At 67.9% G+C, this 15,167-nt stretch carries 13 protein-coding genes; 3 read left to right on the top strand and 10 right to left on the bottom strand.

Features of this window, described 5'->3' with window-relative positions:
• Window positions 1-39: 39 nt before the first annotated feature.
• On the top strand, window positions 40-1,632 hold the full coding sequence (locus AC07Y4_RS21015) for a tannase/feruloyl esterase family alpha/beta hydrolase (protein ID WP_487849977.1): 1,593 nt from the start codon (window positions 40-42) through the stop codon (window positions 1,630-1,632).
• Between the two features lie 802 nt (window positions 1,633-2,434).
• Here the strand turns inward: AC07Y4_RS21015 and AC07Y4_RS21010 are convergent.
• On the bottom strand, window positions 2,435-3,409 hold the full coding sequence (locus AC07Y4_RS21010) for a Bug family tripartite tricarboxylate transporter substrate binding protein (protein ID WP_487849978.1): 975 nt from the start codon (window positions 3,407-3,409) through the stop codon (window positions 2,435-2,437).
• A gap of 58 nt (window positions 3,410-3,467) precedes the next feature.
• Window positions 3,468-4,787, bottom strand: coding sequence for an arylsulfatase (locus AC07Y4_RS21005; RefSeq protein WP_487849979.1), 1,320 nt, complete (start codon window positions 4,785-4,787; stop codon window positions 3,468-3,470).
• An 82-nt stretch (window positions 4,788-4,869) separates the two neighbouring features.
• On the opposite strand from AC07Y4_RS21005, the gene AC07Y4_RS21000 reads away from it, so the two are divergent.
• A complete protein-coding gene (locus AC07Y4_RS21000; protein WP_487849980.1) occupies window positions 4,870-5,796 on the top strand; it encodes a LysR family transcriptional regulator in 927 nt (308 codons plus the stop codon).
• Window positions 5,797-5,818: 22 nt separating this feature from the next.
• On the opposite strand, the gene AC07Y4_RS20995 is transcribed toward AC07Y4_RS21000, so the two are convergent.
• The 7 genes from AC07Y4_RS20995 to AC07Y4_RS20965 all read right to left on the bottom strand — a co-directional run bounded on the left by AC07Y4_RS20995 (window position 5,819) and on the right by AC07Y4_RS20965 (window position 13,451).
• Entirely contained in the window at window positions 5,819-7,189 is a 1,371-nt protein-coding gene (locus AC07Y4_RS20995) for an FAD-binding oxidoreductase (RefSeq protein ID WP_487849981.1), read from the bottom strand.
• Between the two features lie 8 nt (window positions 7,190-7,197).
• Window positions 7,198-8,016 carry an ABC transporter permease gene (locus AC07Y4_RS20990; protein WP_487849982.1) on the bottom strand — a complete coding sequence of 273 codons (819 nt, stop codon included), beginning with the start codon at window positions 8,014-8,016 and terminating at the stop codon, window positions 7,198-7,200.
• A complete protein-coding gene (locus AC07Y4_RS20985; protein ID WP_487849983.1) occupies window positions 8,013-8,843 on the bottom strand; it encodes an ABC transporter ATP-binding protein in 831 nt (276 codons plus the stop codon). Before AC07Y4_RS20985 ends, AC07Y4_RS20990 begins: the two co-directional genes overlap by 4 nt.
• 12 nt (window positions 8,844-8,855) lie before the next feature.
• Window positions 8,856-9,842, bottom strand: a complete 987-nt coding sequence (locus AC07Y4_RS20980) for an ABC transporter substrate-binding protein (protein ID WP_487849984.1) — start codon at window positions 9,840-9,842, stop codon at window positions 8,856-8,858.
• Between the two features lie 61 nt (window positions 9,843-9,903).
• Complete coding sequence (locus AC07Y4_RS20975; protein WP_487849985.1) at window positions 9,904-10,767, bottom strand: creatininase family protein; 864 nt, start codon at window positions 10,765-10,767, stop codon at window positions 9,904-9,906.
• 19 nt (window positions 10,768-10,786) lie between these two features.
• Window positions 10,787-12,055: an amidohydrolase family protein gene (locus AC07Y4_RS20970; RefSeq protein ID WP_487849986.1), complete on the bottom strand. Its 1,269-nt coding sequence runs from the start codon at window positions 12,053-12,055 to the stop codon at window positions 10,787-10,789.
• A gap of 178 nt (window positions 12,056-12,233) precedes the next feature.
• Entirely contained in the window at window positions 12,234-13,451 is a 1,218-nt protein-coding gene (locus AC07Y4_RS20965) for an MFS transporter (RefSeq protein ID WP_487849987.1), read from the bottom strand.
• Window positions 13,452-13,562: 111 nt separating this feature from the next.
• Here AC07Y4_RS20965 and AC07Y4_RS20960 point away from each other — a divergent pair, with 111 nt between their 5' ends.
• Complete coding sequence (locus AC07Y4_RS20960; RefSeq protein WP_159275093.1) at window positions 13,563-14,501, top strand: LysR family transcriptional regulator; 939 nt, start codon at window positions 13,563-13,565, stop codon at window positions 14,499-14,501.
• 18 nt (window positions 14,502-14,519) lie between these two features.
• Here AC07Y4_RS20960 and AC07Y4_RS20955 read toward each other — a convergent pair whose 3' ends face one another.
• Window positions 14,520-15,164, bottom strand: coding sequence for a TetR family transcriptional regulator C-terminal domain-containing protein (locus AC07Y4_RS20955; protein ID WP_495273943.1), 645 nt, complete (start codon window positions 15,162-15,164; stop codon window positions 14,520-14,522).
• Between the last annotated feature and the right edge of the window lie 3 nt (window positions 15,165-15,167).

Here is a 15,167-nt window from a genome sequence, read left to right as displayed (position 1 = left end):
CGCGTTCACGGGGGCATTGCCCCAACAAGGAGACAAAAAATGAAGATGGCCCCTCTCACATGCCGACGCGACACCCACCGGCGCATCACCTCGTGGTCCGTGGTGACTGCTGCGGCGCTGCTTGCTTCCTGCGGCGGCAGCGGCAGCGGTGGTAGCAACTCGCCACCCGCGCTGTTCCCGTCCGCTGCCGGAAGCGCGCAGGCCGCGTGCAACAGCTTCCTGAGCCGGGCCTTCGAAGGCGCCACGATCACGCAGGCGACGCTGACGCCCCAGACAGACACCACGCCGGAGACCTGCACCGTGCGCGGCGAGATGCCGCCGGAACTCGCCTTCGAAGTCAAGCTGCCCAGCAGCTGGAACCAGCGTGTCCTGTTCATCGGCGGCGGCGGCTTCGACGGCGCCATCTACCCCAGCGCCTACAGCCCTGGCGTCGCGGAAAGCGGCTACGCGACCATCGCGACGAACCATGGACACGATGCGACCAAGCATCCCAATGGCTCCTTCGCTATGGACCCCCAGTTGCTTCAGGACTACGCAGACGGTGCCGTGCCCAAGGTGCTTGCATCGGCGAAGGCCGTGCTCCGCTCGCGCTATGGCGAATCGGTCGGCCGCTCGAAGTTTGTCTACGAGGGCTGTTCGGGCGGCGGGCGTCAGGCGTTGATCCAGGCGCAACGGCATCCCGATCTGTTCGACGGCGTGATTGCGCGCGCCCCGGCCAATGCCTACACGGGCCAGTTCCTCTGGTATCAAAAAATACTCAAGCAGCTGGCCCAGCCCGAGGCGGGCCTGAGCATCCCGAAGGTCAAGACCCTCGCGAACTTCATGCAGTCCCAATGCGATGCACTCGACGGCCTGAAGGACGGAATCATCAGCCACCCCGAGGCCTGCAAGCCCGATCTGGCCAAGCTCCGATGCACGGGCGCCGACGCAGACTCTTGCCTGACCGATGCGCAGCTGGCGTCCGCCAAGGTCCTGTACGAGCCCACCGATGTGGCGGGTGGTCGCTACACATGGCCGGCCTTTCCCTATGTCGGCGGCGAGACCGCCGACGACGCATCGTGGCAGGCCATCGGAGGCACCACGTTTCAGATTCTCGGCGGCGACTACATGAAGTACTTCGTGGCGCAAGACCCGTCCGCAGACCCGCTGAACGTCGACCCGCTGCAGTACACGAACCGACTCGACCACCTCGCCCGATTGATCGATGCAGTCAACCCCGACCTGAGCGGGTTCCGGGCCCGCAACGGCAAGATGCTGCTCATGCACGGCACCACCGACTGGCTGATCACGCAGAACAACACCACGGACTACTACCGCAAGGTCGTCGCCGCAGCGGGCGGGCAGGCCGCGGCCGACCGGTTCGTCGAGTACTACGTGCTGGCAGGCAACGACCACTGCGCCGCCACGCCGGCAGGCGGCAAGGGCCCGGACAGCGTCGACCTCATCACCCCGATGTTCGACTGGATCGAAACCGGCACCCATCCCAGCGCCCGCGAGATCGTGGCCACGCGCAGCGTCGAGCCGGGCAAGGGCATGCAGCGGCCGATGTGCAGGCACCCGCAGTTTCCAAAGTACAACGGCACCGGCGATCCCGACGCGGCGTCCAGCTTCACCTGCACGTCACCTAGCTAGGCGTCGTGGCGCTGTGTACGCAGCAGTGTTGGCACAGGCTGATCTGTGAAGGCATTCGCGAAGAGAACGCGCGTCGCCCGTTCTGGGTGGCGCGGGAAGGATTCGACACGCGCTGATGCATTCAATGGATACGGTGTCCTCCTGCTGGTTTCTCGCACCCTCTGGCCGCCGAAGCGCGCAACTTCGGTGGGCGCCGAGGGCATGCGTCGGCGTACTGACCCTACCTACGAAGCCCGATCCGGACTGAGCCCCGCAGCGATTCACACTGCCTTGGTTGTCGGGTATTGGCCTCGTTGCAGACATCGATTGTTCCGATCCCGACTACGGCAATCGCTGCATAGCCGTCCTTCGGGTAGCAAGGCCACCAGATCCATGAGTTCCCTCGGCCGTGCTGGACTTGCGCCGTCTCGCCACTAAATTAGGGTGAAAAAACATTTCGCAACAATTTAGATTGTGTTCGCCGAGCAAGGCCTTCGTTGATTTGATCGCGGAGCGCTTGGGGGCTAAGGGCGAGCAACCCCCTGATGTGGGCTGTGAGCGATTGCCAGACGAAGACCGGGGAACAAAGCGGGGAACAAACGAAAGATTTGAGTCCAGCTTGCCAAAGTAAATGGGCGTTGCAGGGCATCATTCAGTAGACCCCAGCCCAACATAACGTCCAAGGGCGTTCACTGAAGTTCAGTGAACGCCCTTTTTCATTGGCCAGGCGGCTGTTGACTGTGCTTCGCCGTCTCACTCGGGATGTCTGCGTCTGGATGACGACCCCCGCGATCCCGTCGATGGGGTTCACTCCACACGCTAGCTAGTCGATCGCGATCTTGTTCTTCTTCACGAGGTCTGCCCAGCGCCGCATGTCGGTGTGGATGTAGTCGGCGGTCTGCTTCGCGCTGCTGGCTTCGGGAAACATGCCGACGTTCTCGAAGCCCTTCATGACCTCCGGGTCCTTCAGGGCTTGTGCCACCGCTTCGTTGAGGCGATTGCTTCGGTCTGCCGGGAGGCCCGTGCGCGCAGCCAGGACGAACCACTGGCTGGCTTCGAAGTTGGCGATGCCCGCTTCCCTGAGTGTCGGCACCTCGGGCAAGGAGGTGGAGCGCGTCGCCGTGGAGACCCCATACGCCTTGAGCTTGCCGGACCTGATGTGCGGCAGCACAGGCGTGATGCCCAGTACCGCCAGGGGGATCTGTCCACCGATCACGTCGGTCACCGCTTGGTTGCCGCCCTTGTAGGGCACGTGCGTCATCGTCACGCCTGTCAGTGCCTGGATGAGTTCTCCGGTCAGGTGCTGGCCGGTGCCGTTGCCGGAGGAGCCATAGCTGTACTTGTCCGGGTGGGCGGATGCGTCCGCGAGCAGGGCCTTGAGGTCCTTGGGCGCATCGGGCCGTGCCGGTCCTACGAGAACGGTGGAGCCTTTGGCGAGCATGGCGATGGCGCTCATCTCCTTGCCGATCTGCGGCATCGGGATGCTCGTGAGCACCGGGCCGGGAACCGTCACCAGGGTGTAGCCGTCGGCCGGCTGGGTCGCCACATACCGCAGCGCGAGCGAGCCCGTGGCGCCGGGCTTGTTGTCGACCACGATGGGCTGGCCGAGCGTCGCTTCCAGCTTGCGGGCGACAAGGCGCGTGACGACATCGACGCTGCCCCCGGGTGGGTAGCCGACGACCCAGGTGATCGCTCGAGCGGGGTACTTCTCTTGCGCGAGCGTCGCAGAAGACGCCAGCGCCGTGAGTGCGCAGAAGATCAGAAAGAGGCCTCGGCGGCCGCCTGGATGCTTGGACATGGGGTGAGCCTTCTGGGACGGTGGGGAGATGCGCGAGCGCGTCAGGGATTCCGCGGCCTCAGTCCGGCGCGCCCGGCGCCGTGTGAGGATGTGCCGCCGCACTCTGATGGAAGGCGCGGACCATCCGCTGGATCGGCCCCAGGACCCACGTGTTGCAGACGAGCACATCCGACTCCTCCTTGGGGTCGCGCGTGATGTTGAAGAGATAGGGCGATTCGAGCTTGCCCTTGCCTTCGTTCACCTCGGGCTCCCAGTAGAAGTGCAGCTTCCAGTCACGCCACTTCACTGCGCGCAACTCGTTCTTGATATGGAAGAGAAAGCCCTCGCGCAAGGACTTCTGTTCGCCGAGGAAAAAAGGCATCTGATCGATGCCATCGATCGGTCTGTCCTCGGGAATGCGGGCGCCGCCCGCGCGTGCCAGCGTGGAGAAGAGGTCGGTGACGTGCACGATCTCGTTGCTCACCCGGCCCGCGGCGATCTTGCCCGGCCAGCGCACGATGCACGGCACGCGAAGGCTGCCTTCCATGGCCGTGTGATAGGTGCCGCGCCAGGGGCCGGCCGTGCCGCGGTAAGGGGCGCGGAACTCGGGGCCGTTGTCGCTCGCGAAGATGAAGAGGGTGTCTTCTGACATGCCGAGGCGCTCGATCTCGTCGATGACCTGGCCCACGCGGTGGTCCATCTCGACCATGGAATCGGCGAAGTCGCCATGGCCGGTGCGGCCCGCGAAATCGCGGTGAGGCAGGGTGGGGAAATGCAGGTGCGTGAGCGGCAGATAAAGGAAGAACGGCTTCTGTGCCGCGTGGTTGCGCTGGATGAATTCCAGAGACCTGTTCGTCAGCGTCTCGTCGATGCGCCGGCGCGAATCCAGGTTGTATTCCTCGACGTTCTGCGAAGGCGCACCGGCACGGCCCTGCATGATGTACGGGATGTCCGCCACGCTCGGGTCGTAGCCGACACTGGCCGTGAACTGGCTCTCGTCCGTGGTGCGCGGAATGCCGTACCACTCGTCGAATCCCCGGTCGCTCGGGAAGCGGCCTTCCACATCGCCCAGGTGCCACTTGCCGTAGTGCGCAGTCGCATAGCCCTGTGCCGAGAGCAACTGCGCCAGCGTGATCTCGCGGCGTGCCAGGCCCTGAGGCAGGCCGGGCGGCACCGATTGCAGGCAGCCCGTACGGATCGGATGCCGCCCGCTCATCAGCGCGGAGCGCGTCGGCACGCAATCGCTCTCGACATTGAAGTTCTGCAGCAGAAGGCCTTGGCTGGCAAGTGCGTCGATGCGTGGCGTGGGCGCGCCCCGCAGCGCCCCGCCGCCGTAGCAGCCGAGCTCGCCCCAGCCGAGGTTGTCGGCAAGGATGAGAACGATGTTGGGTGGGTTCATGGAGGGACTCATTGCGACTGCAGTCTAGGAACGGCTAGGATTCGGGTGTTTCCAATTGGGAAAACTTCGTTAACTTTTATTTATGTCCTTCTCGGCACGTGACCTCGACTACTTCCTGGAAGTGGCGCGCCATGGGCAGCTGGCCCGTGCGGCAACCAGCCTGACGGTGACGGCCGCGGCGCTTTCCAAGGCGATCCGCCGGCTGGAGGACGAGATGGGGCTCGGTCTCTTCGAGCGCTCGGGCCATGGCATGACGCTCACGCCCTTCGGCGTCGCGTTCCGCGAACGTGCGCAACGCATGAAGTCCGAGCACGACGAGGCGCTTCGTCATGCGGGCGACGTCCGTGCAGGACGTGCCGGGCTCATCCGCGTGGGCGCGACGCTGGCGGTTCTGGATGCCGTGCTCTCACCGGCGCTTGCGGCCCTGCAGCCCCGTCGCCCGGGCATGCATGTGCGCCTGGAAGTGGCGTCTTCGGACGAGTTGATCGACTGGACGCGCCAGGGCCTGCTCGATGTCGCCGTGATTCCGACCTATGAATCCATGCCGCACGGCCTGGTGCATGAGGATCTGCTGACCGATGCGCTCGTCGCCGTGGCGCGCGTGGGGCATCCGGTCTTTGCGCGCCGCCGTCTCGCGATGGGCGATCTGTCGAAATTCTCCTGGGTGCTGCCGTCCGTTCATTCGGCTGCACGTGCGAAGCTGGACGAGGTATTTCGCTCTGCGGGCGCGACGCCACCGCAAGGCGCGATCGAGGTGCACTTCAGTGCGTCATGGTCGCTGCCGGTGCTTGCAGCGACCGATCTGATGGGCATCGTCCCGGTCTCCGTGCTCGCGCTGCCCCAGGCGCGTGGCGTCAAGGTGATTCCTGTCGAGGCGCTGTCGATTCCGAGGCGTATCTCGCTTTTTTCACGTCCGAATACCTACCGCTCCCCACTCCTCGAGGAGTTCGTGCAGGCGCTCAAGGCACTGGCGCCGGCGCAGCGAAGCAGCGCGGCGCGCAAGGGCTGACGGGCGCTCGCTGAGGCCGCCCTCAGTTCGCGGTCGTCGCCTTCACCGGCCAGTCGCGCAACTTGCCCGGGTTCAGCAAGCCCATTGGATCGAAGCGCTGCTTCACCTCGATGACTTCCGGCGGCAGCGGCCCGCCGGCCTTGCCGTCTTCCACGATGTTCACGTGCGGGTTGTTGATGTGCACCTGGTGCGCGCGGTGGATGTCGATGATCTCGTTCAGGCGATCCTCGGTGCTGAAGCGCACCAGCTGCAGCCCGCTGCAGGTCAGCAGCCCCGCCGCGTTGCGCAGGAACTCGACGTGCATCATGACCTCGCCGCCCAGCAGTTTCTCCATCTCGATGACCTGCTCGACATGCCGGCCGGGGATGAACCCGCTTTGCAGGTAGGTCAGCGTCGGGTCGATCTTCAGCGCGTGCAGCGTCGTGTGGTTCCAGGTGAATTCCATCAGCGTGCGGTTGCTCTTCTGTACTTCGGCGGCCGTCTTGCGGTAGCTCACGGTGCCGCCGTGCGCCTGCACCAAAAGCATCATGGCCGGCTCACTCGACTCGGCCACCAGCGACAGCACGGTGTGGCAGCCCTTCGGCAGGTGCGCCGCCAGTTGTGCGAGGTGGTCGGCGATGGGCGCCGCGAAGAAGGTCACGCCGCGCTTCACGATGCCCGGCGCATGGGCGAGCTTGTCCGCGAAGTTCAGCGCGTTCTCGAAGTCGTCGAAGGTCACCAGCGTCTCGAGCCACGGATGCGCCGGCGCCAGTGCGATCTCCAGCTCCAGCACGAGGCCGTTGGTGCCCCACAGGTGGTGCATGCGCATCGCTTCGGCGCCGCGCAGTTCGATCACCTGCGGCTCGGCCTCGATGGTCATCGCGCGAATGCCCAGCACATTGCCGGGCGCGCCCAGCGGCCCGTAGTTGATCGAGCCCACGCCGCCGAAGCCACCACCGAACAGGCCGCCCAGCGTCGCGCTGCGGTAGGTCGAGGGCACGCAGCGCATCTCCTGGCCGGTGGGTCTTGTCTGCTTCTCGAGTTCGCCCAGGCGGATGCCGGCCTGCGCGCGCGCCACGCCGGGCTGCACCCACAGGCAGGCGTTGTAGCCCGTCATGTCGAGCACCACGCCGCCGGCGAGCGGCGTGGTCTGGCCGTAGTTGCCGGTGCCGCTGCCGCGGATCGTGATGGGCACGCCGCGGCGTGCGCAGGCGCCGACCACCGCGCGGATGTCTTCTTCGGTGCGCGGGCGCACCACCACGTCGGCGCGCTTGTCCTTCAGCTGGCGGGTGAGCACCGGGCTGAACCAGGAGAAGTCCTGCGAGAGGCGCGTGACGCGGCCTTCGTCGGTGATCCAGTCGAGGTCGGGGAGTTCGAGCAGCAGTTGTTCGATGGCGGAAGCGGGAGCGTTCATGGTCGATTTCAATCCTGGGAAAGTTCGCTCGCGTGCCACGAGCCCAGCGCCACCTTGGTGAGCCAGGCCATCAGCACGAAGAGCGCGACACCGGTGAGGGAGATGAGCAACAAGGCCGCGAACATGCGCGGAATGTTCAGCTGGAAGCCCGCCTGCAGGATCTGGTAGGCCAGCCCCGCGCCCGAGCCGCCCGTGCCGGCCACGAACTCCGCCACCACCGCGCCGATCAACGCCAGGCCGCTGGAGATGCGCAGCCCGCCGAAGAAGTACGGCAGCGCGCTCGGGATGCGCAGGCGCACCAGCTGCTGCCAGCGCGTGGCGCGGTTCAGCTTGAAGTAGCTCTGCAGGTCGGGGTCGATGCTGCGCAGGCCCAGCGTGGTGTTGCTGATGATGGGAAACAGCGCCACCAGCGCCGCGCACACCGTCATGGCCGCCACCGGGTTCTTCACCCAGATGATGATCAGCGGCGCCACGGCCACGATGGGCGTCACCTGCAGCAACACCGCGTACGGAAAGAGGGCGGTCTCGATGCGCTTGCTCTGCACGAACAGGAACGAGATCAGCACGCCCGCCACCGTGGCCAGCGCGAAGGACAGCACCGTGATCTTCAGCGTGACCAGGAGCGCGCTGCCCAGCGGAGCCCAGTCGGTCACCAGCGTCTGCATCATCAGGTACGGCGAGGGCACGAGGTAGGGCGGCAGCTCCATGGCCACCACCATCCACTGCCACAGCGCGACCAGCACCACGCCGATGAGCACCGGGTAGAGCACGCGTTGCACGCGCGGCTGGCCCAGCAGGGGCGCCGCGGGTTTCGTCGCCGTCTTCATGGTGCGGCCTCCTCTTCGGCGGTGCTGGCGCGCAGCAGGCTGTCCTGCAATTGCTTCGCGTGGCGCGCGAACTCGGGTGTGACCATGAAGTCGGCCTGGCGCGGGTAGGGCTCGTCGATCTGGAACTGCTCGACCACGCGACCCGGCCGCGCGGCCATCATCACCACGCGGCTCGAGAGGAACACCGCCTCGTGGATCGAGTGCGTCACGAAGATCACCGTGAGCTTCTTCTTGCGCCACAGTTCGAGCAGGTCGGCGTCGAGCTTGTGGCGCGTGATCTCGTCGAGCGCGCCGAAGGGCTCGTCCATCAGCAGCAGGTCGGGCTGCGTGACCAGGCCGCGCGCGATCGACACGCGCATCTGCATGCCGCCCGACAGCGCACGCGGCAGCGCACCGGCGAACTTCTCCAGCCCCACGAGCGCGAGCGATTCCGTCACCCGCGCATCGGCCTCCTTGCGGGGCACGCCGGCCAGGTCCAGCGGCAGCCGCACATTGGTCTGCACGCTGGCCCACGGCATCAGCGTGGGCGACTGGAACACGAACGACATCTTGTGCGGGCAGTCGTGCAACTGCGCCACGGGCTTGCGCCACACCAGCAGGCGCCCGTCGCTGGGTTCGAGCATGCCCGCCACCATCTTCAGCAGCGTGCTCTTGCCGCAGCCCGAGGGGCCGAGCAACGTGACGAACTCGCCTTCGGCGATCGACAGGTCCACCGGCAGCAGCGCCTGCGTGCCGTTGGGGTAGGTCTTCTCGGCCGAGAGGATTTCGACGGCGGGCACGGCGGGCGCCACCGGCGGCGCGAGGGTGTGGGGTTCGATGCGGTTCATGGGCGGCGAGGTTCAGGGCAAGACCTTGGCGTCCTTCACGAACTCGGTCGTGTAGGTTTTGGCCAAGTCGACCTTGACCGGATCGAGCAGCTTGGAGGCCACGAGAAAGTCGTAGCTCGCTTTGGCGCGCGCATCGGTGATCACGCCGATGCCGAGCTTGGCCGCATCGCCGCCGGTGACCATGCCCATCTCCTTGAGCTTGGCCACGCTGTAGGCGAGCTGGTCGTCGGTCATGTTGGGGTTGTCCTTCTTGATCAGCGCGTTGGCCGGTGCCGGGTCGGCCAGGTAGCTCTTCCAGCCTTCGGCCGAGGCCTTCACGAAGGCGGCGACCTGCTTGCTGCGCTCCTTCACCGTCTTGTCCATGCACGACACGGTGACCGCGTAGGAGGGGTAGCCGTGGTCGCTGAACATCAGCACCGTGCTCTTCACGCCGGCCTTCTGGATGGCGTAGGGCTCGGAGGTCAGGTAGCCCTGCTGCGCGGTGTTCGGGTCGGCCACGAAGGGCTGGATGTTGAAGGTGTAGGGGCGCGTCTGTTCGTCCTTCAGGCCGAACCGGGCCTTGAGCCATGGCCAGTAGCCGCGGTTGGCCTGCGCGCCGATCAGGAGCGTCTTGCCCTTGAGGTCCTCGAACTTCTTGACGTCGTCGTGCGCGATCAGCACCTGCGGGTCCTTCTGGAAGAAGGCCGCCACGTTGACCACGGGCACGCCGCCTTCGCGCACCTGCATCATCTGGATGTCGCTCGATCCCATGATGCAGTCGGCCTGGCCCGCGGCCATCATCTGCGTGATGTTGACCTGCGGGCCGCCCATGCGGATCGTCACGTCCAGGCCGTGCTTCTTGTAGATGCCCAGCGCCACCGCCTGGTAGAAGCCGCCGTGCTCGGCCTGCGCGTACCAGTTGGTCATGTAGGTGAACTTGTCCTGGGCCTGTGCGGGTGCGACGGCCGTGAGGAGCGAGAGCGCGGCGGCGCCGGCCAGGGAAAGAGCGAAGGAACGCATGGTGGGGACCTCTCGAAGGCGGGATGAAAAAGAAGAGTGAAGCCGTTGCAAGGCGAGCGCCTCAGGCCGGCACGAACGACTGCTGGATGAAGCCCTGCTGGTGGCCGCGCTCCCAGGTGGCTTCCTCACGCACGACCCAGCGCAGCGCATGAAGCTCCGTCAGCGCCTGGGCCCAGCTGTCCGAGAGCGTGTCCAGGATTTCGAGGCCCTGTTCGCGCGTGGCGCTGGTCGGGTCGCCGATCACGCCGCTGGGGCCGAAGTCGCGCGCGGTCCAGGCGCAGGCCGGGCGGCCGTCGGCCGACAACAGCTGGATCGGGAAGGGCGGTGGAAAGTTGGCCGCCGCGCGTTCCATGTGCACGGTGTCGGGCGCCAGCGCGAGCATCAGCGCGGTTTCGGAATGGCCCGCGTGCATCGCGAGCTTCTTCTCCTGCTCGCTCACCTGCCGGCTCGCCGCGCTGGGCAGGCGCGACACGCCGTGCGGCACGATCACGAAGTCGCCATGGCGCAGGCGCAGTTCGCGCGCCGCCATCTCCAGCACCTGCGGCTGGCCGCCGTGCCCGTTGGCGAACAGCAGCTTGCGAAAGCCCGAGCGGTACACCGATTCGCCGATCTCGATCACGGTCGACAGCAGCGTGGTGCCCGTGAGCGTCACCGTGCCGGGAAAGTGCAGGTGCTCTTCCGACTTGCCGTAGGTGATCGGCGGCAGGGCAAAGGCGCGCACCTCGGCCGGCAGCTTCTCCAGCGCCTTGCCCATCACGCCCGAGGCGATCACGCTGTCGACCGAGCACGGCAGGTGCGGGCCGTGCTGCTCGATCGCGCCGCACGGCAGCACGATGACGGTGTTCTCGCGGTCGGGCAGCGCGGCGATTTCGGTCCAGCTCAGGTAGGGCAGGAAGCGGTGGGGCGGGATGTAGCCGTGGAGCATGGGGGTCCTTGCTTGTTCTTTATCCAGGGAAGAAAGGCGATGCGTCGCCGTGCGTCACGCGGCCCTCGCGCAGCACCACGCGGGTGGCGCTGCGCGAGGGCCAGCCGTGGCGGTCGGCCTGCGTGAACAGCACCAGGTCGGCTTTCGCGCCGACCAGCGTGGGCGCCGTCGTGGCGGGCGTGCGTTCCAGCCAGTCGCTGCGGCACAGCGCCTGCGACCAGGTGTCGAAGGGGTCGTCGAGCTGTGCCACCAGCGCAGCCGTGCCCAGTGCCTCGACCGGATCGAAGCTGCCGAGGCGGCAGAACGGGTCCTGCACGTTGTCGCTCGCGAACAGCAGCGGAATGCCGCGCGCATGCGCCTCCTTGACCAGCGTGATGCCGCGCTGGCGCGGCGTGCGCCCGGTGACGGCGTCCTGCAGCAGCAGGTTGGTGGCGGGCAGCGACACCACGGTGATCGGCGCGCGCGCCACGGCGTCCAGCGTGGCGAAGGCCTGCGCCTCGGGCTGGGCCGCCAGCGCGCAGAGGTGGCCGCAGACCACGCGGCCTTCGTAGCCGATCTCGCGCAGCAGGCGCGCGGTGGTCTGCAGGCCCACGGCCGAGGCGTCGAGTTCCTCGTCCACGTGCAGGTCGATGTCGAGCTCGCAGGCCTGCGCCGCCAGCAGCAGGTTGCGCAGCGCGTTCTCGCTCCAGTTGGTGGAGTGCACGAAGCCGCCGAGCAATGCGTGCGGTCCGGTGGCCTTCACCTGCCGGGCCAGGCGCAGCGCCTGCGACGCGTCTTCGAACAGGGGCAGCTTGATGAGGGCGACCTGCTCCAGCCGCACTCGGCCGGCCCATTCCTGCGCCAGCTCGGCCATGACGGGCCAGGCGATGGGCAGCGCGTCGGGCTCCCACCAGTCGACGTGCGTGCGCACATGGGCGGTGCCGCATGCCCAGGCCCACTGCAGGCCGCGCGATGCACGCTCGCGCACGTCGGCGGGCGTCCAGTGCACGCGGTCGGCCAGCATCGCGTCGATTGCGCCGAGCAGGCCGGGCTGCACCTTTTGCATGCGCGCCAGCGTGAATGCCTTGTCCAGGTGCGTGTGCGCGTCGACGAAGGCGGGGAGGGCGAGCGTGTCGGCGAGGTCCCAGCCGGCGCCCGGCGTGATGTCCCTCGCGGGCTGCACCGAGCGGACGCGGCCGGCTTCGATGCCGATGCGTGCGAGTTCGGGCACTCCGTGGCGCTGCGGCCAGTCGGCGGGCAGCAGCCAGCGCGGCAGCCGTGCGTTGTCCAGCAGCGCGGGCGCGTTCATGCGAAACGCGCTCCCGCCGGGCGTACGGGGGCGCCGGTTTCCATCGACAGACGGCAGGCAACGCGGATGTGCATGAATTTGACCAATCAATCAGAGCAACTGGTCAGGTTATGCAAGCGACGTGCCAGTCCGGGTGCACCGGACTGGGGAGGCGGGCGTCAGCCCGCGGCTGATGCGGCTACGTTGCCTGGCGCGGCCAGAGCCGCACCGCCAGCGCGGCGGCGGCCGTGGTGGTCGCCAGCACCGTCACGCCGGCCCAGCCCCAAGAAGCGAGCACCAGCGCGCCCAGCGCCGAGCCGGTCGCCATGCCGATGAACATGCTGGTGAACAGCACGGCGTTGAGCCGGCTGCGCGCACCGGGCTCGATGCCGTAGACGATCGTCTGGTGGGCGATCAGCGCCGCCTGCATGCCCAGGTCGAAGCCGACCGCGGCCAGCGCCAGCAGCCACAGCTGCGCATGCGGCGTCATCAGCGGTGCCAGCCCCATGGCCGCGAACGACACCAGCGCCAGCCCCGCGCCCAGGCGCGTCACCAGCTCCGGTCCGCGCCGGTCGGCCAGCCGCCCGGCCAGCGGCGCCGCCAGCGCGCCCGCCGCGCCGGCCAGGCCGAAGGCGCCTGCCGCCGCGCTGCCCAGGTGGAAGGGCGCGCCGTGCAGCATCACGGCCAGCGTCGACCAGAAGGCGCTGAACCCCACGGCCAGCAGCGCCTGGGCCAGCGCCGCGCGGCGCAGCGTGCCGTGGCGCGACCACAGCGTGCCCAGCGAGCCGAGCAGGGCGCCGTAGGCCAGGTGCGTGGTCGGCCGAAAGCGCGGCAGCCCGCGCCAGGCCGCGGCGCCGATGAGCGCGATGCTGGCCGCGGCCGCGATGAACATCGCGCGCCAGCCGAAGTGCTCGGCCACGAAGCCGCTCACCACGCGCGACAGCAGGATGCCCAGCAGCAGCCCCGTCATCACCGTGCCGACCGTCTTGCCGCGCGTGGCGTCGGGCGCCAGCGTGGCGGCGGCGGGCACGAGGTCCTGCGCCATCGTGGCTGCCAGCCCGATCGCGAGGCTGGCCGCGAGCAGCACGCCGATCGACGGTGCGGCGCCGGCCACCAGCAACGCGGCGCACAGCGCCGCCGCCTTGATCAGCACGATGCGGCGCCGGTCGAAGCGGTCGCCCAGCGGCGCCAGCAGCAGGATGCCTAGCGCATAGCCCAGCTGCGTGAGCGTGGGAATGAAGCCCACCGCGCGGGTGGAGGCGCCGATGTCGGCGCCCAGCACCCCGAGCATCGGCTGGGCGTAGTAGAGCGAGGCCACCGACAGGCCCGCGCCGGCGGCCAGCAGCAGGATCAGCGAGGCCGGCAGGCCGTGCCCCGGCGCTGAGGCTGGTGCATGCGTGGTTTGAATGGAAGACATGGTGTTAACCCTCGATTATCGAAGCAAGGGTTGGAATGTGCCCGCTGGGGGCTTGGCTTGGTAGTCCCGTGGATCGCACAATTCCTATACGCCAAACGTATAAATGAGGCCATGTCAACTTCACCTGCCGTCGACCGCATCGAGCTGATGCAGACCTTTCTTCACATCGTCGAGGCCGGCAGCCTGTCGGCCGCCGCGCTCCAGATGGGCGCGACCCAGCCCACCGTGAGCCGTCGCCTGCAGGCGCTGGAGCGCTCGCTGGGCGTGCGGCTGCTGCGCCGCTCCACGCACGCCATGAAGCTCACGGAAGACGGCGAGCGCTGCTACGAGCGCGCCCGGGAGCTGATCGCCGACTGGCACGCCTTCGAGGCCGACCTGCGCGGCGTCGGCGACGAGCCCGAGGGCACGCTGCGCGTGGTCGCGCCGCATGCGCTGGGCCAGCTGCTGCTGGTCGGTCCGCTGGCCGAGTACCTGCGCGCCTATCCGCGCGTGTCCGTCGAATGGCTGCTGAACGACCGCCGGCCCGACTTCATCGCCGAAGGCGTCGACTGCGCGATCCAGGTCGGCGAGATGACCGACGCGATGGCCGTGGCGGTCAAGGTCTCGGAAGTCCCGCGCGTGGTGGTCGCCGCGCCCTCGCTGCTGGAGGGCCGCTCACCGCCCGCGCACGCGGCGGAACTGGCCGAGCTGCCGTGGCTCGCGCTGCGCACCTTCTATCGCAACGAGGTGCTGCTCACGCACCGGCCGACCGGCGAGATCGCGCGCGTGCCGATCCGTCCACGCATGAGCACCGACAGCCTCTATGCGCTGCAAAGCGCGGCGCGCATGGGACTGGGCGCCTGCCTGGGTTCGGCCTGGCTGCTGAACGAGGACATCGCCGCCGGACGGCTGGTGCAGCTCGTGCCGCAATGGCATGTCGCGCCGCTGCCCGTCTACCTGACCTACCCGCACGCGCGCTTCCAGCCGGCGCGCCTGCGCCGCTTCATCGAGATGATGCGGCTTGCGTTGGCCGACCCGACGGGCCAGGTCTGGGAGGCCCGCGTGGGCTGAGCGAGGGCGGCGCGGAACTCAGGCCTTGATGCCGCAGCCGCCCAGGACGAACGCCACCAGTTCCCGCGCGATCGGTTCGCGGTCGATCGGCGCTTCGGGCGGCAGGCCGAGCATCACGCGCGTCTGGATCGCGTAGTCGGCGTAGCTCTGGGTCATGGCCCAGATGTGCATCAGCAGCAGGCGCGCATCGAGCGGGCGCATCTGCCCGCGCGCGATCCAGCCGTTGATGATGTCGACCTTCTTCTGCGTCCACGCCTGCGCGTTGGGCCAGTAGCGGTCAAGGTTGCGTCCGCCGTCGAGCACCTCGCGCGTGAAGATGCGCGAGATCTCCGGGTTGTCGAACGCGTGGTCGAGCTTCTTGCGGATGTAGTCGCCCAGCACCGTGGCCGGGTCGCTGGCATCCTCGAACGAGAACACCACCTTCCAGGCATGCAGCACCTGCATCAGCAGCTCTTCGTAGAGCTCTTCCTTGCCGGCGATGTAGTAGTGCAGCTGGGGCTTGGTGAGGCCGGCGCGCGCGGCGATGGCCTGGGTGGAGGTGCCCTTCAGGCCGTGCAGGCTGAACTCGGTCACCGCCGCCGTGCGGATGGCCGCCATGATGCGTTCGCGTCCCGGCCTCGCGCGCGACAGCGGGCCGTCGGGGGCGGGCATTTCTTGGGCGATGGC

The sequence above is a fragment of the Variovorax sp. GW460-12-1-14-LB1 genome, from assembly GCF_059423605.1.
The sequence above is the reverse complement of the archived record's forward strand: the minus strand, read 5'-3'. Positions and strand labels throughout refer to the sequence as shown.